The 24,002-nt window shown below is 54.2% G+C and carries 36 protein-coding genes and 1 pseudogene; 24 read left to right on the forward strand and 13 right to left on the reverse strand.

What is annotated here, in order from left to right:
* Positions 1-13: 13 nt before the first annotated feature.
* The 11 genes from ACR809_RS06515 to ACR809_RS06565 all read right to left on the reverse strand — a co-directional run bounded on the left by ACR809_RS06515 (position 14) and on the right by ACR809_RS06565 (position 5,293).
* Entirely contained in the window at positions 14-205 is a 192-nt protein-coding gene (locus tag ACR809_RS06515; protein ID WP_032441415.1) for a hypothetical protein, read from the reverse strand.
* Entirely contained in the window at positions 202-795 is a 594-nt protein-coding gene (locus ACR809_RS06520; protein WP_094819096.1) for an MT-A70 family methyltransferase, read from the reverse strand. The genes ACR809_RS06515 and ACR809_RS06520 overlap by 4 nt, the downstream gene beginning before the upstream one ends.
* A complete protein-coding gene (locus ACR809_RS06525) occupies positions 792-1,448 on the reverse strand; it encodes a morphogenetic protein (protein ID WP_122051116.1) in 657 nt (218 codons plus the stop codon). The genes ACR809_RS06520 and ACR809_RS06525 overlap by 4 nt, the downstream gene beginning before the upstream one ends.
* Positions 1,445-1,603: a DUF1317 family protein gene (locus ACR809_RS06530; RefSeq protein ID WP_009485474.1), complete on the reverse strand. Its 159-nt coding sequence runs from the start codon at positions 1,601-1,603 to the stop codon at positions 1,445-1,447. Before ACR809_RS06530 ends, ACR809_RS06525 begins: the two co-directional genes overlap by 4 nt.
* Positions 1,596-1,889, reverse strand: coding sequence for a PerC family transcriptional regulator (locus ACR809_RS06535; protein WP_009485475.1), 294 nt, complete (start codon positions 1,887-1,889; stop codon positions 1,596-1,598). The genes ACR809_RS06530 and ACR809_RS06535 overlap by 8 nt, the downstream gene beginning before the upstream one ends.
* Before the next feature lie 109 nt (positions 1,890-1,998).
* Positions 1,999-2,247: a helix-turn-helix transcriptional regulator gene (locus ACR809_RS06540; RefSeq protein ID WP_110236368.1), complete on the reverse strand. Its 249-nt coding sequence runs from the start codon at positions 2,245-2,247 to the stop codon at positions 1,999-2,001.
* Between the two features lie 48 nt (positions 2,248-2,295).
* Positions 2,296-3,231 carry a RecT family recombinase gene (locus ACR809_RS06545; protein ID WP_040025492.1) on the reverse strand — a complete coding sequence of 312 codons (936 nt, stop codon included), beginning with the start codon at positions 3,229-3,231 and terminating at the stop codon, positions 2,296-2,298.
* Positions 3,228-4,049, reverse strand: coding sequence for a PD-(D/E)XK nuclease-like domain-containing protein (locus ACR809_RS06550; RefSeq protein WP_122051117.1), 822 nt, complete (start codon positions 4,047-4,049; stop codon positions 3,228-3,230). The genes ACR809_RS06545 and ACR809_RS06550 overlap by 4 nt, the downstream gene beginning before the upstream one ends.
* A complete protein-coding gene (locus ACR809_RS06555; protein ID WP_040025497.1) occupies positions 4,046-4,345 on the reverse strand; it encodes a hypothetical protein in 300 nt (99 codons plus the stop codon). Before ACR809_RS06555 ends, ACR809_RS06550 begins: the two co-directional genes overlap by 4 nt.
* On the reverse strand, positions 4,342-4,491 hold the full coding sequence (locus ACR809_RS06560) for a hypothetical protein (RefSeq protein WP_004164037.1): 150 nt from the start codon (positions 4,489-4,491) through the stop codon (positions 4,342-4,344). The genes ACR809_RS06555 and ACR809_RS06560 overlap by 4 nt, the downstream gene beginning before the upstream one ends.
* A gap of 220 nt (positions 4,492-4,711) precedes the next feature.
* A complete protein-coding gene (locus tag ACR809_RS06565; protein ID WP_004144290.1) occupies positions 4,712-5,293 on the reverse strand; it encodes a helix-turn-helix domain-containing protein in 582 nt (193 codons plus the stop codon).
* Between the two features lie 154 nt (positions 5,294-5,447).
* Here ACR809_RS06565 and ACR809_RS06570 point away from each other — a divergent pair, with 154 nt between their 5' ends.
* From ACR809_RS06570 to ACR809_RS06625, 12 genes and pseudogenes are all read left to right on the forward strand, one after another.
* Positions 5,448-5,681, forward strand: a complete 234-nt coding sequence (locus ACR809_RS06570; protein ID WP_004152538.1) for a hypothetical protein — start codon at positions 5,448-5,450, stop codon at positions 5,679-5,681.
* A gap of 146 nt (positions 5,682-5,827) precedes the next feature.
* Positions 5,828-6,037: a hypothetical protein gene (locus tag ACR809_RS06575; RefSeq protein ID WP_023301592.1), complete on the forward strand. Its 210-nt coding sequence runs from the start codon at positions 5,828-5,830 to the stop codon at positions 6,035-6,037.
* A complete protein-coding gene (locus tag ACR809_RS06580) occupies positions 6,037-6,804 on the forward strand; it encodes a DnaT-like ssDNA-binding domain-containing protein (RefSeq protein WP_087826943.1) in 768 nt (255 codons plus the stop codon). The genes ACR809_RS06575 and ACR809_RS06580 overlap by 1 nt, the downstream gene beginning before the upstream one ends.
* The gene (locus tag ACR809_RS06585; RefSeq protein WP_122051118.1) at positions 6,801-7,586 is read left to right on the forward strand and encodes a replication protein P; all 786 of its coding nucleotides are present in this window, start codon (positions 6,801-6,803) and stop codon (positions 7,584-7,586) included. The genes ACR809_RS06580 and ACR809_RS06585 overlap by 4 nt, the downstream gene beginning before the upstream one ends.
* Before the next feature lie 119 nt (positions 7,587-7,705).
* Positions 7,706-8,050: a DUF1064 domain-containing protein gene (locus ACR809_RS06590; protein WP_048336798.1), complete on the forward strand. Its 345-nt coding sequence runs from the start codon at positions 7,706-7,708 to the stop codon at positions 8,048-8,050.
* A gap of 192 nt (positions 8,051-8,242) precedes the next feature.
* On the forward strand, positions 8,243-8,656 hold the full coding sequence (locus tag ACR809_RS06595; protein ID WP_122051119.1) for a hypothetical protein: 414 nt from the start codon (positions 8,243-8,245) through the stop codon (positions 8,654-8,656).
* A 366-nt stretch (positions 8,657-9,022) separates the two neighbouring features.
* Positions 9,023-9,289, forward strand: a pseudogene (locus ACR809_RS06600) (ead/Ea22-like family protein); the annotation flags it as partial.
* A 172-nt stretch (positions 9,290-9,461) separates the two neighbouring features.
* Positions 9,462-9,926, forward strand: coding sequence for a hypothetical protein (locus tag ACR809_RS06605; protein WP_122051121.1), 465 nt, complete (start codon positions 9,462-9,464; stop codon positions 9,924-9,926).
* A gap of 165 nt (positions 9,927-10,091) precedes the next feature.
* Entirely contained in the window at positions 10,092-10,430 is a 339-nt protein-coding gene (locus tag ACR809_RS06610; protein ID WP_122051122.1) for a hypothetical protein, read from the forward strand.
* A gap of 76 nt (positions 10,431-10,506) precedes the next feature.
* Positions 10,507-10,836 carry a hypothetical protein gene (locus ACR809_RS06615; RefSeq protein WP_122051123.1) on the forward strand — a complete coding sequence of 110 codons (330 nt, stop codon included), beginning with the start codon at positions 10,507-10,509 and terminating at the stop codon, positions 10,834-10,836.
* Positions 10,837-10,893: 57 nt separating this feature from the next.
* Entirely contained in the window at positions 10,894-11,514 is a 621-nt protein-coding gene (locus ACR809_RS06620) for a terminase small subunit (RefSeq protein WP_101984309.1), read from the forward strand.
* The gene (locus ACR809_RS06625) at positions 11,511-12,986 is read left to right on the forward strand and encodes a terminase (protein ID WP_440310707.1); all 1,476 of its coding nucleotides are present in this window, start codon (positions 11,511-11,513) and stop codon (positions 12,984-12,986) included. Before ACR809_RS06620 ends, ACR809_RS06625 begins: the two co-directional genes overlap by 4 nt.
* Before the next feature lie 21 nt (positions 12,987-13,007).
* On the opposite strand, the gene ACR809_RS06630 is transcribed toward ACR809_RS06625, so the two are convergent.
* Both ACR809_RS06630 and ACR809_RS06635 read right to left on the reverse strand, forming a co-directional pair.
* Entirely contained in the window at positions 13,008-13,769 is a 762-nt protein-coding gene (locus ACR809_RS06630; RefSeq protein WP_122051124.1) for a hypothetical protein, read from the reverse strand.
* Between the two features lie 176 nt (positions 13,770-13,945).
* Entirely contained in the window at positions 13,946-14,191 is a 246-nt protein-coding gene (locus ACR809_RS06635) for a hypothetical protein (protein ID WP_162992525.1), read from the reverse strand.
* Between the two features lie 625 nt (positions 14,192-14,816).
* Between ACR809_RS06635 and ACR809_RS06640 the strand changes: the two genes are divergently transcribed.
* The 12 genes from ACR809_RS06640 to ACR809_RS06695 are packed head-to-tail and all read left to right on the forward strand — an operon-like array spanning position 14,817 to position 24,002.
* Positions 14,817-15,023, forward strand: coding sequence for a hypothetical protein (locus ACR809_RS06640; protein ID WP_004141368.1), 207 nt, complete (start codon positions 14,817-14,819; stop codon positions 15,021-15,023).
* 14 nt (positions 15,024-15,037) lie between these two features.
* Complete coding sequence (locus ACR809_RS06645) at positions 15,038-16,720, forward strand: portal protein (protein ID WP_122051127.1); 1,683 nt, start codon at positions 15,038-15,040, stop codon at positions 16,718-16,720.
* Positions 16,717-17,013 (forward strand): Bbp19 family protein, encoded by a 297-nt coding sequence (locus ACR809_RS06650; protein ID WP_042632452.1) that lies wholly within the window; start codon positions 16,717-16,719, stop codon positions 17,011-17,013. Before ACR809_RS06645 ends, ACR809_RS06650 begins: the two co-directional genes overlap by 4 nt.
* A gap of 2 nt (positions 17,014-17,015) precedes the next feature.
* Positions 17,016-17,699, forward strand: a complete 684-nt coding sequence (locus ACR809_RS06655; RefSeq protein WP_122051128.1) for a peptidase — start codon at positions 17,016-17,018, stop codon at positions 17,697-17,699.
* A 14-nt stretch (positions 17,700-17,713) separates the two neighbouring features.
* Complete coding sequence (locus ACR809_RS06660) at positions 17,714-18,700, forward strand: major capsid protein (RefSeq protein WP_048982556.1); 987 nt, start codon at positions 17,714-17,716, stop codon at positions 18,698-18,700.
* A gap of 53 nt (positions 18,701-18,753) precedes the next feature.
* Entirely contained in the window at positions 18,754-19,191 is a 438-nt protein-coding gene (locus tag ACR809_RS06665) for a Bbp16 family capsid cement protein (RefSeq protein ID WP_020953461.1), read from the forward strand.
* A gap of 10 nt (positions 19,192-19,201) precedes the next feature.
* Positions 19,202-19,543 carry a hypothetical protein gene (locus tag ACR809_RS06670; protein WP_004152442.1) on the forward strand — a complete coding sequence of 114 codons (342 nt, stop codon included), beginning with the start codon at positions 19,202-19,204 and terminating at the stop codon, positions 19,541-19,543.
* Between the two features lie 50 nt (positions 19,544-19,593).
* Entirely contained in the window at positions 19,594-19,917 is a 324-nt protein-coding gene (gene gp10 / locus ACR809_RS06675; protein ID WP_108993143.1) for a capsid staple protein, read from the forward strand.
* A complete protein-coding gene (locus ACR809_RS06680) occupies positions 19,917-20,522 on the forward strand; it encodes a hypothetical protein (RefSeq protein ID WP_023339246.1) in 606 nt (201 codons plus the stop codon). The genes gp10 and ACR809_RS06680 overlap by 1 nt, the downstream gene beginning before the upstream one ends.
* The gene (locus ACR809_RS06685; protein WP_122051129.1) at positions 20,522-22,999 is read left to right on the forward strand and encodes a hypothetical protein; all 2,478 of its coding nucleotides are present in this window, start codon (positions 20,522-20,524) and stop codon (positions 22,997-22,999) included. The genes ACR809_RS06680 and ACR809_RS06685 overlap by 1 nt, the downstream gene beginning before the upstream one ends.
* Entirely contained in the window at positions 22,999-23,463 is a 465-nt protein-coding gene (locus tag ACR809_RS06690) for a hypothetical protein (protein WP_122051130.1), read from the forward strand. Before ACR809_RS06685 ends, ACR809_RS06690 begins: the two co-directional genes overlap by 1 nt.
* Positions 23,463-24,002, forward strand: a complete 540-nt coding sequence (locus ACR809_RS06695; protein ID WP_110236389.1) for a virion core protein, T7 gp14 family — start codon at positions 23,463-23,465, stop codon at positions 24,000-24,002. The genes ACR809_RS06690 and ACR809_RS06695 overlap by 1 nt, the downstream gene beginning before the upstream one ends.

Consider the following 24,002-nt stretch of genomic DNA (forward strand, 5'->3'; position numbering starts at 1 on the left):
GCCCGGAGGCGGCTCATTGTGTCGCCTTCGAAGAATTCTCAAAGAGTCCGCGCAGGAACTTAACCATCGCGTTTGCAGAATCCCGCTGTTCACGGTAGCGCGCCGCTTCTCTCTGCAGGTGAATGATCTCACCATTCCTCTGGTTGATAATGGCGCGCGCCTCTTCGAGTTGTCGTATCAGCGAGGCCTCTTCGGCAATGTTCATGCGGCCTCCGTCTTCACTACCGGCACTGCGCAGCCTGGCAGCAACTCAACCGCCGGCGCCGTGCACTGGTTGCCCCACACGTCGAAACCGTGAGACGACTGGCGGGCAAAGAGCTCAATGCGCGGGACATCGCCAAGCAGCTGCACCAGTTTCTCGCGGATAACGTCTGGTTTGCGCGAGTTCTCCAGGCGCGGCGCCGTGACATGCTGGCAGATTGAGGCATCCATGCGGGCAGGTAGTTTCCCGCGCACCGCAAACAGGCAGTCTTCGCTGTTCGCCCGGGTCATATGTCCCATGCCGATCGCACTGTTCCCTTTATGCTTGTTCGTCTTGTGCCAGGTGAATCCCTTCATTGTCATCAGGCGGAATCCCCAGGCTTCCATGACTTTCAGCGCCTCTACCGGCTGAGTCGGTACCCACCACATAGCCAGAAGGCAATCGTCGGCGGCGAGCTCCCATACTGGCAGCCTGCAGATATCCAGCACATTCATCACCGGGTATTTGAAACCGGCGCCGCGGTCACCGTCGGCTGCCTTGTCGCGGTATGCCCATGGCGGATCCGCATAAATCAGGGTGTATTTTCCGCTCATGCTACACCGCCTTCAACGCGCTTGAACTCGATCACCCAGACCCATGGGTTAGCGCGCCAGCTGTCAGCGCCGTAGATTGATTCCCATAGCAGTTGAAACGCTCGTACAGGATGTTGCGCATTTACGACGCCAGGAATGCCGAAATCGGAGTGTGAACATGTCGTCAGGTTCTGGATTCCTTCTCGCATAGCATCGACATCGTGTATTGAATTAAGGCGCTCCACGCGCACGCCGGTGATTTCCAGCAGAATGCGGCTGGCCCAGCGCGGCATGTGGATAGATGGTCGCCATCCATGACGCAAATTGTCGTCGGCGTCTTGATATTCAGGTCTATGTCCGCCGTCAGCGGCATACTGGCAGAATTCTGGCTTTTCGAATTTCGAGCTATCTTCGAGGTATTCATCCATCTGTTCGTAATTGAATAACGGCACCTGAAATGTTTCCCGCACCCAGATGCGATCGCCTGGCTTGCCAAATGCGCTGTTGAGATAGTTTCCTGCCGAAAGCTCACCGGCCAGTTCATTGCCAGCCAGCTCGCACCCAAGGTTTTTATCATGTACAGGGAATTTTACTGGGCGCCGCGTCTGCGTCTTCCGGCCGTCGAGCAGCGCCTGCACCATCTCAGCGTTGAAAATCATTCCGCGTTCTTTCATGCTGCCACCTTCTTGCTATTCAGTTGCTCCGCCAGGCGCTGAGCCTTCAGCGGGTTCTGGATAACCTGGCCGCCCGGCGCCAGCCAGCCACGCCGCACGGACGAATAAACCAGCGTGATACTGCCTACGCGAATGCTGTCGTGTGGGTTAGTCATAAATCACCCCGGCGGTGGCGCAGATCCCGGCATAGCATCCCTGGCGAAGCCGGTTCCCGCGGCCAATGCACTGATCGCGGCGTATAGCGATACGGGCCCGCTCAACCTCGCCAGTGGCCGCATCCATGCACTCAAGCCAGAGGCGAGCGGCCAGGCGGTACTGGCCTTTGTTCTCGCGAGCAATAGCGCGCTGCTCGATCTCCATTGCCGCCGGCGTTACGGCGACAAGAGGGGGCGCTTTGCGTTGCGAGACATAATCCGCGTGGTATTTTTCCATCCGATTCATCGTATCCAACCCTCTCGAAAAATGACCGCCAGCAGGAACAGCCAGGCGGATACGGCGGCCAGGTACAGAAACCATCCTGACCACCTTTCCCAGTACCTCGCCAGCGACGTCACGCCGCATTACCAACCGGGCGAAATACTCGTTGCTCAAGCGGAGGCTTTTTTCCAGCAAACTCCGTTGTACCGTTCTGCTGACGTTCATCCAGCCAGCGCTCGATCTCTTCGCTGTTCCAGGCACAGCGCTTGTCTGTGATCCAGAAACGCTTAGGGAACTCCCCGTTTTTCTCCATGCGGTCGATAGTGCTCATCGATACAGGCACCACCGCCAGCAGTTCCTTTTTGCCTAATGCACCTTTCATCGTTACCTCTCTTTTTTCAGTGCGGCGCCGGGCGCGCCGCGGTGGTGATTACATAGGGATTTGATTCAGCTCTTCGCGGCGGATGCTGTAGACGTCGGTAGCTTTAGCCAGACGCTCATCATCGTTAGCGAGCTTTTTGGCAACGTATTTGTAAGCGTTGTCCAGGTCCTTCAGCGTGTTGTAGTTCATCGCTGCGTCAGTGAAAGCGCACAGAATTTCTTCAGGATCGCGGTCGTCGCTGCTCTTTGGTTTCTCTTCCGCCGGTTGTTCAGGCTTCGTGTTGATCAGCTTATTCATGCCGGATGCAGTCGCTGGTGTTGGCGTAATATCGCGCTCAACACGCGGTGCTGCTTCCTGCAATTCGTCAGGGGTGTAGACGCCGAGAATCACGTCAGGGCAATACAGGCGGGCCCATCGCTTAACTCCCAGATATGCGAGTTGTTGCTTTGGATCGCTGCCCCATAAAGTTGAGTTACGAACCTGGGCCTGGGTAAGTAATAGGTCCAGTACTCGAGGCTCACTTTCACCTTTCAGCGTTGCCCAGACCTTTACCCCGCACCCTTTTTCATCCGTTGCTGACCATCCAGCCGCCAGATACTTTTTCCCTTTGTCGTTTGTTTTTTCGATGAACTTTCCGATCACGTTTTCCCATGGGCCGAACCATTCAAAGTGAACGCGATCCTTTGTTGGCGCCATTGCGGTGATGGCTGCATTTACCAACTGCGCTTCATAACCCAGCGCGCCGTTAATGACGTGGGTTTTTTGCGCTACAGCGAAAGGGTTCATTCCCCACTGTGCAGCCTGCATTGCTACAGCCATACAGTCTGCCGGCTTCCCTGCAAGATGCGCCGGAACAGTAACCCTGCTCTGAGCCATCAGCTCAGCAAAGCGCACTAACTGGTTGATGCCTTCCGGGCTGAAGATAGCCGCGGCGGTGCCGACGGTAGCACCAGGCTGAGAAGTGATTGCGATATCGTTGCTCATACGTACATATCCTGTTTGCGTGCCCACTCAGGGCGTTTAATAACTTCAAATCCACCCCAGTCGCCTGTTTCGCGGCACTGGTGATAGGTATTCAGATCCCGGCGGTAGAGCGCATGCCCTGTGTCCACGTCCTGCGCATCCAGTTCGAACACCCGCACCGGGTAGCGGCCGCAGTCAATGGTTTCGCTCACTGCCAGGAAGAAGAATCCATGCGGATCGCCAGTGGTCTGCTGCGCACCTTCGCGGTACATCGCATCCTGTACGTGGTACCGGAATTCCTCAATGTGGCGCGAGAAACGCTCCATATCGGCAACCTTCTTCACGTCCAGCAGGACAGGGTGATTCTTCAGGCGCTTGTCCGGGCGTATGCGGCACAGCTCGCCAGTCTCCGGATCCGTCCAGTAGTGGGATGCTTCGCAGAATCCTTCCGCCTCAAGCAGCCAGCGCGCTGCAGGGTGCGCCATTGCGCTATCACGCATCAGCTTCAACTGACGATCCTGCTCCGCCTCCATAACTGTTTTCCCGCTCCCCTCGCAATCCTTCATGAAAGCCGCTTCATCCGCTTTCCCCTGGTTTGTTCGGCGGTTAAAGGGAGGCGCCACGATGAAGCGCTTTTCAAACTCTTCCGGCTCCAGAAGCAGGCAGTGCAGAGCCGTCCCCATATCCAGAGCTTTCAGCTTTTCGGTATCGACCGGTGCTGATTTCTGCCACTGCAGAAGGGCCGGGCTCAACGCCACCATATCCAGCTGCGACTTACTCACGCCGTCGCCGGCGTGGTAGTCCTCGTTGCTGATGTCGAAGTAAATGCCTGGCTTCATGCCGCGTTCCTCGCCGTATCCAGTTGGTCAGCCAGATCCCACCTGGCAATGATGCCGGTGAGTTCCCGCTGATACGCGGCCAGGCATTCTTCAAACTCAGAGCTCATCATCAGCTCTTCCAGGATCTCGCTGCGCACGCCTTTGCGCTCCAGTTCGTAGAATGGCTTTTGCAGCTGATGGAACTTGATTGCGTCGATAAGCTCGACGTGGCGCTCGTACAGCATCTGGTTAAGCTGGTAGTCGCCATCGATGTTGTTCATGATTTTTTTCAGGTTGTTAATCTGCTGAATGTTCACTTGCTCACCCCCATACCCATTTCCGTTTTTGCTGCCAGTTTGCTGACGAATGCCCAGCTGATTGCTTCCGGCAGCGTGCGAAACTTCCAGCTCATCAGCCCGCATGCCGTAACGCAGTACCAGCCGTTAATGATTTGCCATTGCATACACACCTCACTATTACCATTTGGTAAATATCAGGGGTATGAGAAAACCACCCGTTGGTGGATTTCTGGTAATTCAACGCCCTGTTGTTACCGTTAAGGTAATAATCTGATCAATTTATGGTTGTGTCAATAGATTTGATGAGGAAAAGTTTACCATTTTGGTAAGTGCATGAGGCGCGGGGAGTTATCCCACTGGCAGGAGTAACAGGTAGGTTAGAGGTTACTGGTTCTGGCTGACGATGAACTTGATGAAGGCGGCGATCTTGTTTTTCTCTTCCTGCGGCAGCCCGGCGTATTCATGGTGGTCATAGTCGATCAGACCAGCATTACCAGGCGGCAGGATCAGCTCATATGCATCGCGGCCGAACGCCCTGGCGATAGCCGACAGTACGCCAATGCTGGTGGAGCCTTCGCAGTTCAGGATGCGATTTACGGTCGCCTGGCCGATGCCGGCCGCTTCCGAAACCTTTTTCTCTGAGTTCAGATCTGGATGCTGTCCCATCCATACACCCAGGGTAAACGCTGCCTGCTTTTCCACACTCCATTCCTGCGGGTCGATAATCTCCGGCAGCGTCGGGGTATCTGACAGATGGTCGATATCCAGCCAGAACCGACCTTTCCCGGCGAACGACTCGATCTCGCGTGCCGCGTTGGCGCCGATATTTTTTGTCCCCTTGCTCCACCTGTTAACGAGGTTAGCTGATTTTTTGATTCTCTCGGCAAACCGGAGTTGCGTGTTATCGAAATCCTTCCGGATTATCTCATTGAGGTTGTCGCGTCTTATGTCGTAGATGCTTTTCATTTCTATTTTTTTAGCCTGAAATTGTTACCTAACTGATTAAATTTAATAGAATATTACCATAAAGGTAAACTTACCAAAAAGGTAACAGTCATTGATTTTTACACCAGATTGGTAATAATCAGGCTGTCTAAAGTTAGTCCGGGACTAAAAAAATATGAGCGATGTGCAAAAATTTGACTTCAAACGCTGCTGGCTCGACCTCTCTCCGGCAGAGCGTGAAGAGTTCGCAAGTGACGCCGGCACGACCAGCCACTACATTCAGGTTCACCTGACTGGCCGTAGAAGAATCCCACGTAAACCTCTGTTAGAAAGACTGTTTAAAGCCTGCAAATCCCGTAAGTGGATCTCCGCAAAATCCGACCTGGTCCTCTGGTTCCACGAACGTTAATCCTCAAAACTCACCCGCGCCGCCACCCCCAGGCGGCTTCTGCCTCTCCCTGAATACCAATCTGGTAATAATTATCCAAATACGGTTGATCTTTTTTTGGCTTGCTGCAAAATTACCGTAACCACAACCAGAGTGAGACAGGAACTATGGAGATCATTACTCGCGTCGAAGCGGCAAAGGCAGGACTAAAGCGCTACTACACCGGTAAGCAATGTAAGCACGGCCATGACAGTGAGCGATGGGTATACAACGGGCATTGTGTCGAATGCACCCTCGAGACTAACCGCCGCCGCCATGCTGAGATAAAACGGCTAATGCATGAGGCCTCAAGAGGTAATGCCGTGGAGGTGATCTGATGGCCCGCATTCGCACCATTAAGCCCGAGTTCTGGACCGATGAAGACATGGCAGAGGTATCAGAACCAGCCTGCTTGCTGGCTATTGGTCTGCTTAATTACGCAGATGATGAAGGCTATTTCAATGCAAACCCGAAGCTTATCAAAGCTGCAGTTTTCCCTATCAGAGAACCATCCGTTCCTATTCCGGTACTAATACGTGAGCTTTCCAACTGTGGTTATTTATCCATGTTTTCCACCCCTGATGGCAAGCATTTTGGGGTCATAACGAATTTCCTTAAACATCAGGTAGTGAATAAGCCAAAAGAAAGCAAAATCAAAGGTTTACCACTAGTACCGTATGAGTACGGTACTGATACGGTACAAGTACCATTAGGAATGGATCAGGGATCAGGGATCAGGGAAATAAAAACCCCTCTCTCTGCGCGCGAAGTAATTCAAGTCCCTCCGGTTGTCGTTGATGGTATCGGAGAGCCAATTGGCAAATTCACCATGCATGAAAACTGGAAGCCGTCAGAGGACTTTGTCATGCGCGCCAGAACATGGGGCCATGCGCTACCAGCTGACGGTTACAGGAAATCAGACCTGATCGAATTCATCACCTACTGGATGGCAGAAGGCAATGTGATGCAACACGTGCAGTGGGAGCAGAAGTTTGCTCGGCTGCTGATGAACAGGAAAAAAAGAGCGGCAGGAAAGCGCGGTGAAAGCTCTGACGATGAAGTACCACACTGGAACAGCCCTGAAGGCTGGAAGGATTTCTTATGAGTAACGTATTCGCAGCAATTCAGAATCGTGATGCCGGCGCCCTGGCTCGCATGATGGGTCCGGACAATCACCAGGCTCAGCAAGACAATGTTGTGAACATCAGCGCAGAGAGACTTGTCGATGCCCTGTTTAAACAGCTCAAGCAACTGTTTCCGGCAGCAGAGCAGACCAACCTTAAGACCGCACAGCAGGAGACCGACGCTAAGCGCCAGTGGATCGCCGCTTTCGCCGAAGGTGGTATCCGTACCCGCGAGCAGGTATCAGCAGGAATGCGCCATGCCCGTACCAGTGAATCACCGTTCTGGCCGTCCCCTGGTCAATTCATCAAGTGGTGCAAAGACAGCAAGATGGTACTTGGCGTGAGTATCGAAGATGTGATGGGGGAGTTTCACCGCTACGCCAAAGAGAAAAGCCTACAGCCTGGCGGACCAGAACAATTCCCGTGGCGCCACCCTGTCATGTACTGGATTGTGTGCGATACCAGGCGCGCGATGTACCAGCGTCAGTTGAGTGAGATTGAGGTTGAGAAACATGCGCGTAAGCTTCTGGACGAATGGGCATCGAAGGTCGCGGCAGGGCATCAGATACCCGATCCGATTCTGAGCATCCAGGCGAAGCCAGAGCCTATAAGCACCCCTCCAGACCCCGGTGGCAATACCTACCATCCACCAGGTCGAAGTTTCGGATGCATGCCTAACGCGGCGACACTCGGAGGTATAACCCCGGCACAGTGGCTGATGGAGGAATACCGGCGAGGGAAGGCAGCAGGACTCATCAAGTAATACCAGCGCGGGAGCGCATTTTTTTACGCCTTAATGTTTACCAAAAGGGTAATAAAATATGCGCAAGACTATTGATATTGATCCGTTTATGGTTATAAGTTACCAATAAGGTAAAAATCATGCGAAAGACACTACAGGCACTTGGCCGGCTTAAAGCGGGCCAGATGAACAAAACCGAAACGGCGTATGCGCAAGAGCTTGAACTGCGTAGGCGCTACGGGGAAATCGCCTGGTACCGGTTCGAAGGCATCAAGCTGCGTCTGGCTGACAACACGTTCTACACGCCTGACTTCGCCGTGATGCTGGCAAACGGCCAGATGGAATTGCATGAGGTGAAAGGGTTCTGGACTGACGATGCCAGGGTGAAAACCAAAGTCGCAGCCGACCAGTACCCATTCCGGATCATCGGAGTAACGAAGCTCCCGGCAAAAGCCGGCGGCGGGTGGAAGGTCGAAGAGTTCTAAAACAACGATCTTCATTGATATCAATTGAATCAATAAGTTAAACGGGTAAGCGGGGGTAAGTATGGAATTAGATCCAGATTGCTACAGCAAATACACACTGCGCTGGTTTGCGGCTGCAGTCGATGTTGCCGGTTGGGTTGCAGTAGTCGCTGTGACCTGGGGCGTATGCATGATGATCGAGTGGGTGACGGCATGAACATCGAAACAGTAAACGAGATCATCGCTTCCCTGGAGAGCGCAGGCGAGCTGTCGATCAGAGAGCAGAAGTTCCTGAAGCTGGCTAAAGCACATGTGCAGCTGGCTGCGGAGAATGTGACGCTGAAGTCGTATAGAGACACACTCGACGAAATTAAAAGCAGTCTTGTTGGTGGCGGACATGGCCATATGGCAAAAGCTGATATGCAGGCTCAGGGCGCTTTACTGGATGTAATTTTCGATGCATTCGACGATATCGAAACCCCCGCAACCGATCGCATCGTAGCCGAAGCCGAGGCGCGCGGGGTTGAGAAGGCTATCGTTCACCTGGAGAAAAAATTCAGCAATATCGCCGTTCAGATTATGAATCTGCAATGGTTGGCGGATTCGCTGCGCGAGGGGGCCAAATGATCACCGGGACCACGAATTACGATGAAGTTCCTGATGTTCGTTGCACCTTGTGCGGCGGTTATTACAAAGCCGACGATCCGGAAAGTCACGAATGCGATGAAGAAGCCCATGACGAAATTGAGTGTGATATCTGCGGTTTCAAAAGTACTGACCCGGACGGCGCTCACTACTGCTGCGAGGATAACTCCGATGACTGATATCACCGAACTGGCGCAGAGAGAGAAATTCGAAGCGTGGGTTATTACTCAAATCTGCATTTCCAAGATAACGCTGGAAGGTCTGCGCACTCCTGATGGATACCGTAACAGCACGTTATCTGGCAGGGATTACAACCTCATGTGGAATTTATGGAAAGCGGCTGGCGCTGAACTGGTAGAGGCACTTGAATCAGAGAAACGTATTTGCGCAACGTGGAGAAAAACAGCTGAGGCTAACAGCGAAAAGCTGGAGAAGGCGCAGAAGCGGATTTCTCGGTTAGAGTCCCGCAGCGTGAAACTACCAAAAGCAATGAGCATTGAGGGCGGCGCATATTGCAGCGCTCACGCTCATTACGACTCTGATGGAGATTATTACGATCGCGCAGATGTGGAAGAGATGCTTTCCGTCGCTGGCATCAAGGTGGAGACTGAGTGATGCGTAAATCATCAATAGCAATAGCGATGGCACTTGCCTCGATAGGTACAGCTTCTGTGGCATGGGAAAGAACCATTTGCGAGCTTCGCCCGCAATCATATCCGGTTTCAAATCGCCATACAGGGAAGGCTGCAGAACGCCGAAACGCCAAACGCCGCAGGAGAGCAAAGAAATGACCAAATCAACCATAACCAGAGAGCAACTGGAAGAATGGGTTGCACAATTTGATGAAGATGGCGGCTGTGATGCCACTGACAGGCAGTTAGAGGCTCTCATTCGTCAATCGCTGGCCGCAATGGACCTCTCGCCGGTAGCTCCTGTTTGCACGTGCCCCAGCGGTGACGGTTCGCTGCGCTGGCCATGTCCGGTGCATGCGGGCAACTCTCCGGCGCAATCATATTGCTGTCCGGCGCAAAACCACGTTTCTCCGGCGCAAGACGGCAATTCTCCGGCAACTTCGGATAACTGGCAAGTCGAGGCTGAAAAACTGGCAGAAATGCACGGCATGAGTTTCGTTTTGTTCAGGCACGGAGAGGCTCCTCAATGTGCAGATCCGACAAAAGTGGTTATTTCATTCACTGATAAAGGACTTGGACACGATGCGCTGCCAGCAGCGCCGCAGGAGGTTAAGCCATGACCTTCAACCGGTACGTTTTTACGGTCATGCTGCCTAATTTAATTTTCTGTAAAATAGTCGGAAAGCCAGCAAAAGCGATCGAACAGATAGCACGCAAGGTACGCATGGCATGCGTCCGACGCATGCAGCGCGTCATAATGGATGCTCCGCCAAGGGAGGAGAGAAGTGAGTAAATCCCCCGCAGAACGCAAAGCCGCGCAGCGCGCGCGGCAGTCCGCCGCCGGTGAGCGCAAGTTTGAGGTGGTGCTTGACGAGCAGGAAATGGAGATGCTGGCGCGTAACTGCGCCGCCCGGCGCCCTGGTCGCGATCCCTACGAAATGGCCGAGTACATCGCGCTGCTGATCCGCCAGGATGATGCCCGCGTGCGCGGCCGGATTAACGCCATCAGCAAACGGCGCTGTGGCAAGTGCGGCGATCAACTGCCGGTGGCATCATGCCCGTGCTCTGGTGACTCTCAATGCTGGGCCACTCTTGGCTGGCACGAAACAAAACTACCGCTGTGACATGTCACGGCAGGTTGACTAAATCCTCGCATGATTATACTGTTTAAATATACAGTATTTTTTATGTGAGGTCATCATGGGGTTTCCATCACCTGCCGCAGACTACGTTGAGCAAACGCTAACCGTTTCCCGCCTTTGTCAGTATGACGCCAACTGTCGCGCCCTAGAGACTGCCGCCGGTTATGCCATCGTCAATGTCTGCCGCCGGCCAAAGCAGGGTGATCATGTCCTTATTGCGTATGCAGGAAAAACTGAATTCGCTGTTGTCCGCGGGCAGGCGCTTATCACTGATGATGGTGAGGCGCTGGAGGGGGACGCCCTGGACGATGTTGAAGTGCGGGGAGTCGTTACCTACCTGATAAACCGGGCCGGGTGGGTGAGTGATGATGATATTCCGATCATGTAACATCGCTGGTGGCATGGTATTATTACCTAAAAGGTAATTATTTTCGGGGTGTTTACCATGCCAAAGGATCCGAAGCGCAAATCAACGCAGTTCAAGCCGCTGACAGTCCAGCAGGAGGCTTATTGCCAGGAGTATGTGAAATGCCCTGAGAATCAGACTCAGGCGGCAATTAACGCCGGGTACTCACCAAACACAGCGGGAAAGTTCGCTAGCCAGAACATGCGCGATGCGCGTATCCAGAAACGAATTGCTGAGCTCATGGAGGAGCGCAACAAGCGCCTGCGCGTCAGCGCTGATTATGTCCTGCTGCGCCTGGTGGAAATAGACCAGATGGACGTTCTTGATATCCTGAATGATGACGGCGGGATGAAGCCGATCGCTGAATGGCCGAAGGTCTGGCGTACCTCTCTCAGTGCTATGGATATCGCTACCATCAAGACGACCCAGGCTTCTCTGCAAAAAGAGAATGGCGAGGCGGATCTCTCTGTTGAGGATGTCGAGCATATCCTGAAGAAGGTGAAATGGCCCGACAAGGTGAAAAACCTCGAGCTCATCGGTAAGCACGTCGACGTTAACGCGTTCAAAGAGCGCATGGAAGTTAACGTGAACGTTACCATTGCCGACCGCATGGCCGCCGCCCGGCGCCGCCTGAAAGAGCGCCAGGGTGGTGACCAGTGACAGACGCCGCTTTATCCCCGGAAGAGCAGCTGATCGACGATATCGCCAGCTTCACCCATGACCCGCTGGGATATGCGCTGTATGCGTTCCCGTGGGGGGAGGATGGCACCGAACTGGCGCACGCCTCCGGGCCGCGACAGTGGCAGGCTGACGCATTCCGCGAGATAGGCGAGCACCTCCAGAACCCGGCAACACGCCATCAGCCGCTGATGCTGGCCCGTGCATCCGGTCACGGTATCGGCAAATCTGCGTTCATCTCGATGCTGATTAACTGGGGCATGTCAACCTGCGAGGATTGCAAGGTGGTGGTGACCGCCAACACCGACAACCAGCTGCGCACGAAGACCTGGCCGGAAATCATCAAATGGTCGAACCTTGCCATCAACAAAGACTGGTTTACCTGCACCGCTACGGCGATGTACAGCAACGATCCAGGCCACGACAAACGCTGGCGCGCTGACGCAATCCCATGGTCTGAGCACAATACCGAAGCGTTCGCCGGCCTCCACAACGAGCGTAAGCGCATCATCGTCGTATTCGATGAGGCCTCCAATATTGCCGATCTGGTGTGGGAGGTTGCCGAGGGCGCGCTGACGGACGAGGACACAGAAATTATCTGGGTAGCGTTCGGTAACCCAACGCGCAACACCGGGCGATTCCGGGAGTGCTTCCGCAAATACAAGCACCGCTGGAAGTGCGCGCAGATCGACAGCCGCACCGTCGAAGGCACCAACAAGCAGCAGTTGCAGAAATGGGTGGACGACTACGGCGAGGACAGCGACTTTGTGAAGGTCCGCGTGCGCGGGATCTTCCCTGATGCATCAGAGCTGCAGTTCATCCCTACTGGGCTGACAGACGAGGCGATGAAGCGCATGGTTACCGCGGCACAGGTGGCTCACGCCCCGCGGATAATCGGCGTCGACCCGGCATATTCCGGCGTGGATGATGCAGTGATTTATCTCCGCCAGGGGCTGCACAGCAAAGTGCTGTGGACCGGCAACAAGACCACCGACGATCTGATTATGGCGAAGCGTATCGCCGACTTTGAGGACCAGTACCAGGCTGACGCGGTGTTTATCGACTTCGGCTACGGTACCGGGCTGAAGTCCATAGGTGACGGCTGGGGCCGCACCTGGCAGCTTGTGCCGTTCGGCGGCGCATCGGCTGATCCTCAGATGCTGAATAAGCGCGGTGAGATGTTCAACGCCTGTAAGACATGGCTCAAGCTCGGCGGCGCGATTGACGACCAGGAGACGGCGGACGACCTGTCAGCGGCAGAGTACAAGGTGAGGGTGGACGGCAAGATCGTCATGGAGCCGAAAGAGGATATCAAAGAGCGTTTGGGCCGGTCACCGGGCAAGGGCGATGCGCTGCTTCTGACGTTCGCATACCCGGTGACGAAGCGTTCAGATTTCCCTGCTGCCGGCGGCAAGCAGCCCAACGTGATCAGCGAGTACGACCCGTGGGCATAAACGGAAAAATATATAATGTAATTAATCAGTTTGTTTTATATTTTTTGACCACCTTGAGACTCGTTCTTTAATTGCTTCCTTTTCATTTGAAATTATTTCGCTTACTTCCTCATCAGAAAGGTGAACATTGCCATCAAGTATGCTTTTATAATATTCATTCATTAGTTTTAAATCATTATTATCAGCAGTAATAGATTTATTTTCATTTAATGCCTTTTCGAGCTTTGCCTCGGTAGTTATGATTTTCTTTGCATAATCTTGATATTTTATTTGCAGTTCTGATAATTGCTTTGATAAATCGTCACGCTCTTTAGTAAGTTCACCCATTCTTACCTGTGACTCTGTTATTTGCTCTTTCATTGACTGAATGTCCTTTTCAGCGCCAGTTTTTACCTTGTCGTAAGTAACATCATGCTTGGCCTTCAGGCGCTGCAATCGCGTTGAGCGTTGAATCATGCGCGCCTGTTTGAAGTTCTCAATTGAATCTGCATTGTCAAGCGGCTTGCTTTGCAATTTCGTTATAGCATTATTAACCCACGGCAAACCAACACATAAAACAAGTGACGAGAATGCAGGTAAAATAATTACGTTCCACCAACTGCTATTTTGTGAAATGTATTCTATTTTGTAGTAAATTCCGTTGTCAGCAAAAAATAAATAAAGTATTTGCTTCCAGTTAAATGCGCACCATGAAATTGCGAAAGCACCGAATGCAGGGTTTTTAACGCGATTCATTGCTGTGTTGAATGTCGATGCCGTGAATTCTTTAAGTGATTCTAACATGATAAGCCCATATGTTTTTTATGGGAGTATACCGTTATGGTTGCGCTCAGTCACCAGGCAAAAAAATGCCCGGCGAACCGGGCAAAACAGGGATGATGGAAAGTGCCGTCCTTGGCTGGGTGTCACAGGGTTTACAGCATGAAGTCATCGCAATGGCGTCATGGTGTAAAGCCGCATTAGGCGGCTTTTGTGACCGGCGCTAACCATGCTTTGTTGAATTCCCGCATGGCTTCTTCTGGGGTGCTACCTACGCCGACAACTCCGGTTGGCAGGTCGCCATATATCGCAAGCCATTTATCTCCATCCTGACTAAGCGTCGGTCTGTACAAAACACTCGGTTCACGCATGCATTCAGAAGTAATCTGAAAGTCAGAGGCAACGTTGAAGAACACGTTTTGGAAATATCCGAGGTCAATATTCATACTTTTCTCCGGTAAAAAGGGCGGTGGTCAGAAAGGGAATAACTGCCACCGCCAAACTTGCACTGGAACTACGGGTATCACGGTCCTGATGCGTGATTGGGTTGTGGTGGCCGGTGCTGTAATTTCCGGCATTCAATCACGCCGTGTGATTGAGCTGTTTATAACTTACGCTGTGTAAGTGGCGCATCAGCCTGCGCATTCACCACAACGAAGAGAGCACTGATTACCACAGTGGACCACCCGGCGAGGGAGGCGTTGCTTCCGCCAATGCTCTCATCGTTGCATCCTCGTCTCTTCCGAGGTGTCACACCGTACCGCCACGATGGTGAGTCGCTGTCGTGCATGCAGGGCATGGCTTGCACATTCCGGCTACCCGCTGGGCCATGTACCAAGGAGCCCCCGGACCGCTATCGACGCATGTGCCATATGCCGGATGCTTTCACACCTGAAAGCGCACTCCGCCATCTGAGTAACGACAAAGCCACCAATGGAAGGGAATGGGGTGCGCTTTCATGTTGTGTTTACCAAAAAGGTAATAATTTATCGTCAAAAGGTCAATACACTACGACAAATAAATCATATGTGGTTAAATTGGTAATAATTTAAACGCGTATGGAGTATCGATATGTGCATTGGCAGCAAGCCTTCAGTGCCTGCAGCACCAGAAGTTCAGGCGGCTCCGCAGGAACAGGATCAGGCTGTAGTCGATTCCCGCGATGAAGAAACCAGGCGTCGCCGTGCGGCCGCCGGGCGTAGTTCTACGCTGCTGACCGGGGCGCAGGGTGATACCTCCGCCGCAAATACCAGCGGCAAAACGCTGCTCGGTCAGTAACTGGAGCGCGGAAGATGGCAGCGGAAACCCTGAAAGAGCAACTGCAAAAGCAGCAGGCACAGCTCACTAATGATCGCTCATCGTTCGATCCGCACTGGCGAGAACTGAGCGACTTCATCAATCCGCGTGGCTCCCGCTTCCTGGTCACCGATGTAAACCGGGATGACCGCCGCAATACGAAAATTGTTGATCCCACCGCCACCCTGGCAGCACGCACGCTATCGAGCGGCATGATGTCGGGGATCACTTCTCCTGCTCGCCCGTGGTTCAAGCTGGCAACGCCTGACCCTGACATGATGGACTACGGCCCAGTGAAACTGTGGCTTGAAGTCGTTCAGCGCCGCATGAACGAAGTATTCAACAAATCCAATATCTACCAGTCGCTGCCGCTGCTTTACGCCAGCCTGGGGAATTACAGCACCGGCGCTATGGCTGTTCTGGAAGATGACAGCGACGTTATCCGCACGATGATGTTTCCGATCGGCAGTTACTACATGGCGAACTCTGCGCGCGGCAGCGTTGACACCTGTTTCCGCAAATTCTCCATGACGGTGCGCCAGCTGGTAATGGAGTTTGGCCTCAATAACGTCAGCGATTCAGTGAAGGGCATGTGGGATTCTGGGAACTACGAAAGCTGGATCGAAGTTATTCATGCCGTTTATCCAAACATCGACCGCGATACTGCCAAGCTCAACAGCAAAAATAAGCCGATAAAATCGGTTTATTACGAGGTCGGAGGCGACAGCGATAAGTTGCTGCGTGAGTCAGGTTTCGATGAATTCCCGATTATGGCGCCGCGCTGGGAAGTGAACGGCGAGGACGTATACGGCTCATCCTGCCCGGGAATGATCGCTCTTGGTCAGGTTAAGGCTCTGCAGCTTGAGCAAAAGCGCAAAAGCCAACTGATCGACAAGGCCACCAACCCGCCGATGGTTGGCCCGTCATCACTCCGCAACCAGCGTGTTTCCCTTTTGCCTGGCGATATCACCTATATCGATCAGGTCACCGGCCAGGACGGATTTAAGCCCGCCTATCTGGTTAACCCGAATACCGCCGACCTGCTCGCCGATATCCAGGATACCCGGCAGATCATCAACAGCGCCTACTTTGTCGACCTCTTCATGATGTTGCAGAACATCAATACCCGCTCGATGCCGGTTGAAGCAGTGATCGAGATGAAAGAAGAGAAGTTGCTGATGCTTGGGCCTGTTCTTGAGCGCCTGAACGACGAATGCCTGAACCCGCTTATCGATCGCACCTTCTCCATCATGGCGAGAAAAAACCTTCTACCGCCGCCGCCGGACGTCCTGCAGGGGATGCCGCTGCGCATTGAGTACATCTCGGTGATGGCGCAGGCGCAGAAATCTATTGGGCTATCAAGCCTGTCATCCACCGTCGGCTTCATTGGCCAGCTGGCACAGGCCAAACCGGAAGCGCTGGACAAACTCAACGTGGATCAAGCCATTGATGCATTCGCGGAGATGTCCGGTGTCTCGCCGACAGTCATCGTTCCACAGGAACAGGTTGAGCAGGTTCGCGAGCAGCGCGCTCAGCAGCAGCAACAGCAGCAAATGGTGGCTATGGGCATGGCTGCCGCTCAGGGTGCCAAGACTCTCAGTGAAGCGCAGACGGCGGATCCCAGCGTACTGACAGCGCTTTCTAACGCAGCAGGTGCTCCTGCAGGTGGCCAGCAATGACAGATTTTGATGATGACCAGTTGGCTGCTGAATCGGCACGCGAGAAGGAAATCCTTCAACAGCGTGACATTGAAGATATCCGTTTCGTCATGGGTAGCGAGCAGGGCCGCCGGGTGATCTGGGGGGTACTGGAGCAGGGCAAGGTGTTTTCTGCCTGCTTTGCCGGTGATCCGCAAGTGACTGCTTTCAACGAGGGGCAGCGCAACCTGGCGCTGGCATTGTTCCAGCGCGTCATGGCGCACTGCCCTGAACAGTATCTGAAGATGGCCGCAGAGGCCAGTGAACAGGAGTAACCATGAATTTATTTGAACGTTTGCTGCATCGCCGTCTTTGCAATGAGCAACCTGCTGATGGTGGCACTGCACCGGCACCGTCTGAGCCACCCGCACCTGCTGCTGACCCGGAAAAACCAGAAGGCGATAAGCCACAGCATGGCGCTGAAGGTGACAAGCCTCAGGACGATAAGCCCGCTGATGGTGATAAGCCAGCAGACAAGCCTGATGACAAAGAGCAGAAGCCAGAAGGCGCGCCGGAGAAATACGAATTCAAGCCAGCTGAAGGCCAGGAGCTTGATACTGCAGCGCTGGAGCAATTCGAGCCTATCGCGCGTGAGTTGAACCTGACTAATGAACAGGCTCAGAAGATGGTCGACCTGTACGGCACGAAGATCATGCCAATGGTGCAGAAGCAGCAGGCAGAAGCATGGCAGGCGCAAACTGAAGAGTGGGCAGCAACTGTGAAGGCCGATAAAGAGATCGGCGGCGATAAGTTGACGGCCAACCTCGGTGTTGCTCAGCGAGCCCTGGACACCTTCGGCACGCCGGCGCTGAAAGAGTATCTGAACGGCACAGGGCTGGGTAATCACCCGGAGCTGGTGAAGGCGTTCGTCAAAGTAGGAAAAGCCATGTCAGAAGATGGCGTGGTGACAGGAAAAGAAAGCGGTCAGCGTAGTGCGGCCGAAGTGCTTTATGGCAAATAAGAGAGGATATAACCATGGCTGTTAAAGGCATTACTGCGCTGACGCTGGCAGACTGGGGTAAGCGCATCGACCCGAACGGGAAAGTCGATAAAATTATCGAACTCCTTTCCCAAACCAACCCGATCCTGCAGGACATGCTGATCGTTGAAGGCAACCTGCCGACCGGTCATCGTACGACCATTCGCTCTGGCCTGCCGTCGGCGACCTGGCGTCTGCTCAACTACGGCGTCCAGCCGAGCAAATCGACCACTGTGCAGGTTACCGATGGCATTGGCATGCTGGAAACCTATGCGGAGATTGATAAATCTCTGGCAGATCTCAACGGAAATACCGCTGAATTTCGGCTGTCAGAAGATCGCGCTTTCCTCGAGGCGATGAATCAGCAGATGGCTCAAACGCTTTTTTATGGCGACTCCAGCGTTAACCCGCAGCAGTTCATGGGCCTGTCTTCTCGCTACTCCGACCTGACGGCTACCAACGCGCAAAACATTATCGACGCCGGCGGTACTGGCACCGATAACACTTCAATCTGGCTCATTGTATGGGGCGAAAACACCGTTCACGGTATCTTCCCGAAAGGCCAGAAAGCAGGTCTGCAGATGGAAGATAAAGGCCAGCAGACTCTGAAAGATGCCAGCGGCGGCCAGTATGAAGGCTACCGTACCCACTATAAGTGGGATAACGGTCTGTGCCTGCGTGACTGGCGCTACGTTGTGCGCATCGCGAACATCGATATCAGCGACCTGTCCGATCCTGCTGCGGCAGCCAACATCGCCAAGCTCATGGTGAAAGCGCTGCATCGCATCCCTAACCGTGGCATGGGGCGCCCGGTGTTCTACATGAACCGCACCGTTGCCCAGGCTCTTGACCTGCAATCTCTGGAGAAATCCTCTCTGGCGATTAGCGTCAAAGAGACTGAAGGCGATTGGTGGACCAGTTTCCGCGGCGTTCCGATTCGTGAAACCGATGCGCTTCTGGAAACTGAAGCTCGCGTGGTTTAACCCCTGACTATAACCAGCGGCCCGGTAACGGGCTGCTAAATGGAGAAATGAAGATGATCCTCGACAAACTGTTGATGTTCTCCGAAGCGCAGGCGGTTACGGCTACTGCTGCTTCTACTGATGTGATTGACCTGGCGCCTGTCGACGGCACCCGCCGTGATATCGGCGTTGGTTATCCGCTGGAGTTCTGGGCTCTCGTTAACACCACGGCTACCGCTGCTGGTGCCGCTACCGTCAACGTGCAGTTGCAGACCAGCCCGGACAACAGCACCTGGACGACCATTTATGACAGCGGAGCCCTGGCTCTGGCAGCGCTTAAAGCTGGTAAGCGCGTTGTGTCGGCGAAGGTACCGGCGGGCGTTCAGCGCTATCTGCGTGTGAACTACTCCGTAGCCACCGGACCGCTGACTGCTGGCGCGTTCACCTCCGGTATCAACCTGGACGTTGATGCGAATACCCCGTACCCGACCCGCTCTAAAGTGACCGGCTAAGGAGGTATCGATGTCAGCTGAAAAAGCAAAATACCGCGTGCTGCGTCTGTCCCATATCCATAACAACCTCTGGCCGGAGGGTTCAGAGATTGAGTATGACGGGGTGCCAGGATCCGCGCTGGAGCCGCTGAACGAAGCGGCGAAGGAAGCAAAGGCTAAGGCAACGCAAAAGGTTGTGGCTCCTGCTGTTGTTAAACCTGAGCCGCTGAACGAAGGCGGTGGTGGCGATGACGAGCTGGATAAGCTCCGCGAAGAGTACGAGTTGCTCTTTAACGAGAAGCCTCATCACAACACCAAAGCAGAAACGCTGCGCGAGAAGATCGCCGAAAAGCGAAAAGATTTAGGCGTCTGAGCCTCAGAATAAACCAGGGGGCTTCGGCCCCTTTCTTGTAGGAGCGTTCTATGGAAATGGTCAATCTCAAAACCGGCACCGACAGCTACCAGGATGAAAGCGGCGAGACCAAAACCCGTGACGAATATCCGTGGGGACTGTGCATCACGCTGAACAATGACACCCTGAACAAGCTGAAAGCGCAGCCGCAGAATGTAGGCACTGAGGTGATGATCACCGCAAAAGCAGTGATTAAGGGTATCTCGGCGCGTGAAGGCGACGATGGCACTTTCCGCAGCGCGGATCTGCAAATCACCGATATGGCGCTGGCACCTGTTTCGGGTGAGGCGCAGAAGACGGCGGCGCAGACGCTTTACGGTGAAGGGGGAGAGTAATGGCCTCTGTCATTGAGATCTGCAACCGGGCGCTGAGCAATATCGGTAATAACCGGAGCATCAACAGTCTGGAAGAAGCCAGCAAAGAAGCCGGGCAATGCTCGCTGTATTACGAGTCGATTCGAGATGCTGTGCTGGCCGACTTTGACTGGAATTTTGCGACCAAGAATATCGCGCTGGCTGACACCAACAACCCGCCGCAGGACTGGGATTATGCGTATACCTATCCCACTGACTGCCTCCGTATTATTGAGATCCCGCTGCCTGGCGTACGGTATCCGACGGCTGCTATGCGCGTGCAGTACGTGGTCGGCGCGGACAGCGCCGGCACGGGGCGACTGATTTACACCGATCTGCCGCAGGCCTGGCTTCGGTATGTTGCCCGCATCACCGACGTGAACATGTTCGATTCCATCTTCCAGGAGGCTCTATCCTGGCGCCTGGCCGCGGCTATTAACATGGTTCTCACGGGTAATGCCGACCTCGGCAATAACGCCCTGAGCATGTATAGCCGGATCATCCTCAGTGCTGGCTCTCACAGCATGAACGAGTCGCAGGAACCGCAAATGCCTGACGATCCGTTTACCGTAGCGAGGATGTGCTGATGGCTGTTAGCTGGATACAACCGAGCTTCTCAGGTGGCGAAATTGCTCCATCGCTCTATGGCCGCATCGATATGGCCAAGTATCAGGTGGCGCTGCGCAAGTGCGATAACTTCATTGTGCGGCAGTATGGCGGGGTAGAGAACCGCCCGGGCACGCAGTTCATCGCCGCGGCGAAATACCCGGATCGCAAATGTCGCCTGATACCTTTCCAGTTTTCGACGGTGCAGACCTATGCGCTGGAGTTTGGCCACAATTACATGCGCGTCATCAAAGACGGCGGCCTGGTGCTGACCACCGGCGATGTGATTTACGAGCTGGCGACACCTTATACAGAAAATGATGTTTTCGGCCTGAAATTCACCCAAAGCGCCGACGTGATGACAATCGTGCACCCGTCATATCCGCCTAAAGAATTGCGCCGGTATGCGCATGACAACTGGCAGATCGTCGACGTACAGACTACCAACGGCCCGTTTGAAGATATCAACGTCGACGAGTCAAAAACTGTCTGGGCCAGCGCCACAACCGGGACAATCACGCTTACCGCGAGCTCTGCAATATTCGGCGCCGAACAGGTCGGAAAGCTGTTCTACCTCGAGCAGCCAGCCGTTGACTCTGTACCGGTATGGGAAACCAGCAAGAGCACATCGATCGAGGATATCCGGCGCGCCGACAGCAACTACTATCGCGCCAATACCGAAGGAAAAACCGGGACGCTACGCCCATCACACACCGAAGGTATGGCGTGGGATGGCTGGGGCGGAACCGGCGATGATGATACAGGCGTGCAGTGGGAATACCTGCATAGTGGTTTTGGCATTGTGCGGATCACTGCCGTCGCCGGTGACGGGCTGACTGCAACCGCTGATGTGGTTTCTCGTATCCCTGAGAACGTTGTCGGTGCTGACAAGGCCAGCTACAAGTGGGCGCGCTATGCGTGGAACAGCGTCAATGGCTATCCGGCGACGGTCGTCTACTACCAGCAGAGGCTGTACTTCGCTGCATCCCCTGCGTATCCGCAAACCATCTGGGCCAGCCGTACCGGTGACTATAAAGACTTCGGCAAGAGCAACCCGACGCAGGATGATGACAGGATCGTTTATACCTACGCTGGCCGGCAGGTTAACGAAATTCGTCACCTTATCGATGTCGGATCGCTGGTTGTTCTGACCTCCGGCGGTGAGTTTGTTGTGACCGGTGACCAGAATAAAGTGCTTACGCCTTCTGCATTCTCCCTGAGTTCTCAGGGCTCAAACGGCTGCAGCGATGTGCCTCCTATCGCGGTTTCGAATATTGCGCTCTTTATCCAGGAGAAGGGCAGCGTCGTGCGGGATCTGGCCTACTCGTTTGATGTTGATGGATTCCAGGGCAACGACCTGACAATCCTCGCTAATCACCTTTTCCAGAAGCGCAGCATTGTCGACTGGGCGTTTTGTATTGTTCCGTTTTCCAGCGCGTTCTGCGTGCGTGACGATGGAAAATTGCTGGTGCTGACCTATCTGCGTGATCAGCAGGTTTTCGCCTGGTCTCCGCAATCCAGCGCCGGGAAATATGAGAGCACTTGCGGTATCAGTGAAGGCAGCGAGGATGCGATCTATTTCGTGGTTAACCGCACTATCAACGGCCAGACGAAACGCTATATCGAGAGGCTGGCAAGCCGCCAGTTCACCGATGACCTTGACGCTTTCTTTGTCGACAGCGGACTGACCTATGACGGACGCAACACCGGCAGCCGGGCGGCGACTATCACCGGTGGAAGCGGGGACTGGAGTTATCAGGTGCCGTATACCCTGACGATGAGCGGGGCCAGCTATTTTACCGCGGGAGACGTCGGCGCACAGATCCAGTTCCCCTACACAGGAACCGATCCTGAAGATGGTAGCGCCGTTTCCATGCAGCTGCGCTGCGACATTATTTCGGTTGAAAGCGGCAACTCGGTAACCGTCACAGCCAACAGGAATATTCCTCCTGTCCTGCGCAATACCGCCACCACTAACTGGTATATGGCCCGCCAGACATTCGCCGGACTCGATCACCTTGAAGGACAGACCGTCAATGTACTGTCCGACGCCAGTGTAGAGCCGCAGAAAGTCGTCACCGGCGGCGCCGTTACGCTGGAGAAACCCGGCGCAGTGGTCCACATCGGCCTGCCGATTAACGCCCAGTTTGAAACCCTGGACATCAATATTAACGGGCAGGAGACGCTGCTCGATAAGAAACAGCTGATCAATTCCGTGACGCTGGTGGTCAACGCCAGCCGAGGCATCTGGGCATCAACTCCAGGCGGCCAGTGGTACGAATACCCTCAGCGCGAGTTTGAGTTTTACGACGATCCGGTTGATGACGCCACAGGCAAAGTAGAGGTCAAACTCGACAGCAACTGGGATAAAAATGGGCGGGTAAAAATTCGTCAGACTGACCCGCTGCCGCTTTCTGTGCTGGCGGTGATCCCCCGCATCACCGTGGGAGGTTTTTAATGATTAACGCTCAGATAGTCCCGGCCACCGCAGCGCACATCGCTGAAATTATCCCCCGCGTGCGCCTGGCAGACATCGAAGAGTTTGCCGCCACGAATGGCTGGAGTGCTGCCCGTGTTCTGGAGTGCGGCCTTCGCACATCAACCTTCTGTTGTGCCGGCTTGATAAACGGCCGCGTAGTCACCGTCTTTGGTGTGGCGCCCGCTTCAATGATTGGCGGCAGCGGGATCCCCTGGCTTGTCGGCACGGATGATCTGGAACTCTATCAGCGCACATTTCTGCGCCGCTGCCGGAAGGTGGTTGCTGCAATGCTGTCCGTCTATCCGTATCTCGAAAATTATGTCGATGCCCGTAACCACGTCGCAAAAGCGTGGCTGCACTGGCTCGGTTTTACCCTGGAAGACCCGGCGCCGTATGGTGTGCTCGGACTGCCGTTCCACCGCTTTTACATGGAGAAAAACTGATGTGTGATCCGACTATCGCCGCCGGCGCGACTTTAGCGCTCAGCGGCCTGTCTGCATATAACCAGTATCAGCAGGGTAAATATACTGCCGCGGTTGCTCAGCAGAATGCTGATGTCGCAACTGCCCAGGCTAATGACGCCATAAATCGTGGTAACGCGGAGGCTGATCAGCGTCGTCGTGAGACCCGGCAGCGGCAGGGCACGCAGGCGGCAATAATGGGCGCAACTGGTGCTGATATGAGCTCAGGATCTGCGCTGGATATATTCGGGGATACGGCGCAGTTTGGCGCACTGGATGCTCTGACGACCGTCAATAATGCTCAGCGCGAAGCATATGGATATCAGACGCAGGCGGCTAATTATGAAGCGCAGGCCAGCGCGGCTAAAAGCTCAGGAACTATCGGCGCGGCGACAACGCTGCTTACTGCGCCGCTGAATGCCTATGGTGCATACCATATGTTTGGCGGGACATGGAATCCTTTCACTCAGAGTGAACCCGCTCCAATCTCAGCCGCTGTCGGCACCAAAACCGGTCGATAA

This window comes from Klebsiella sp. CD33 (assembly GCF_051992865.1).
In the GTDB taxonomy this organism is placed as follows: domain Bacteria; phylum Pseudomonadota; class Gammaproteobacteria; order Enterobacterales; family Enterobacteriaceae; genus Klebsiella; species Klebsiella pneumoniae.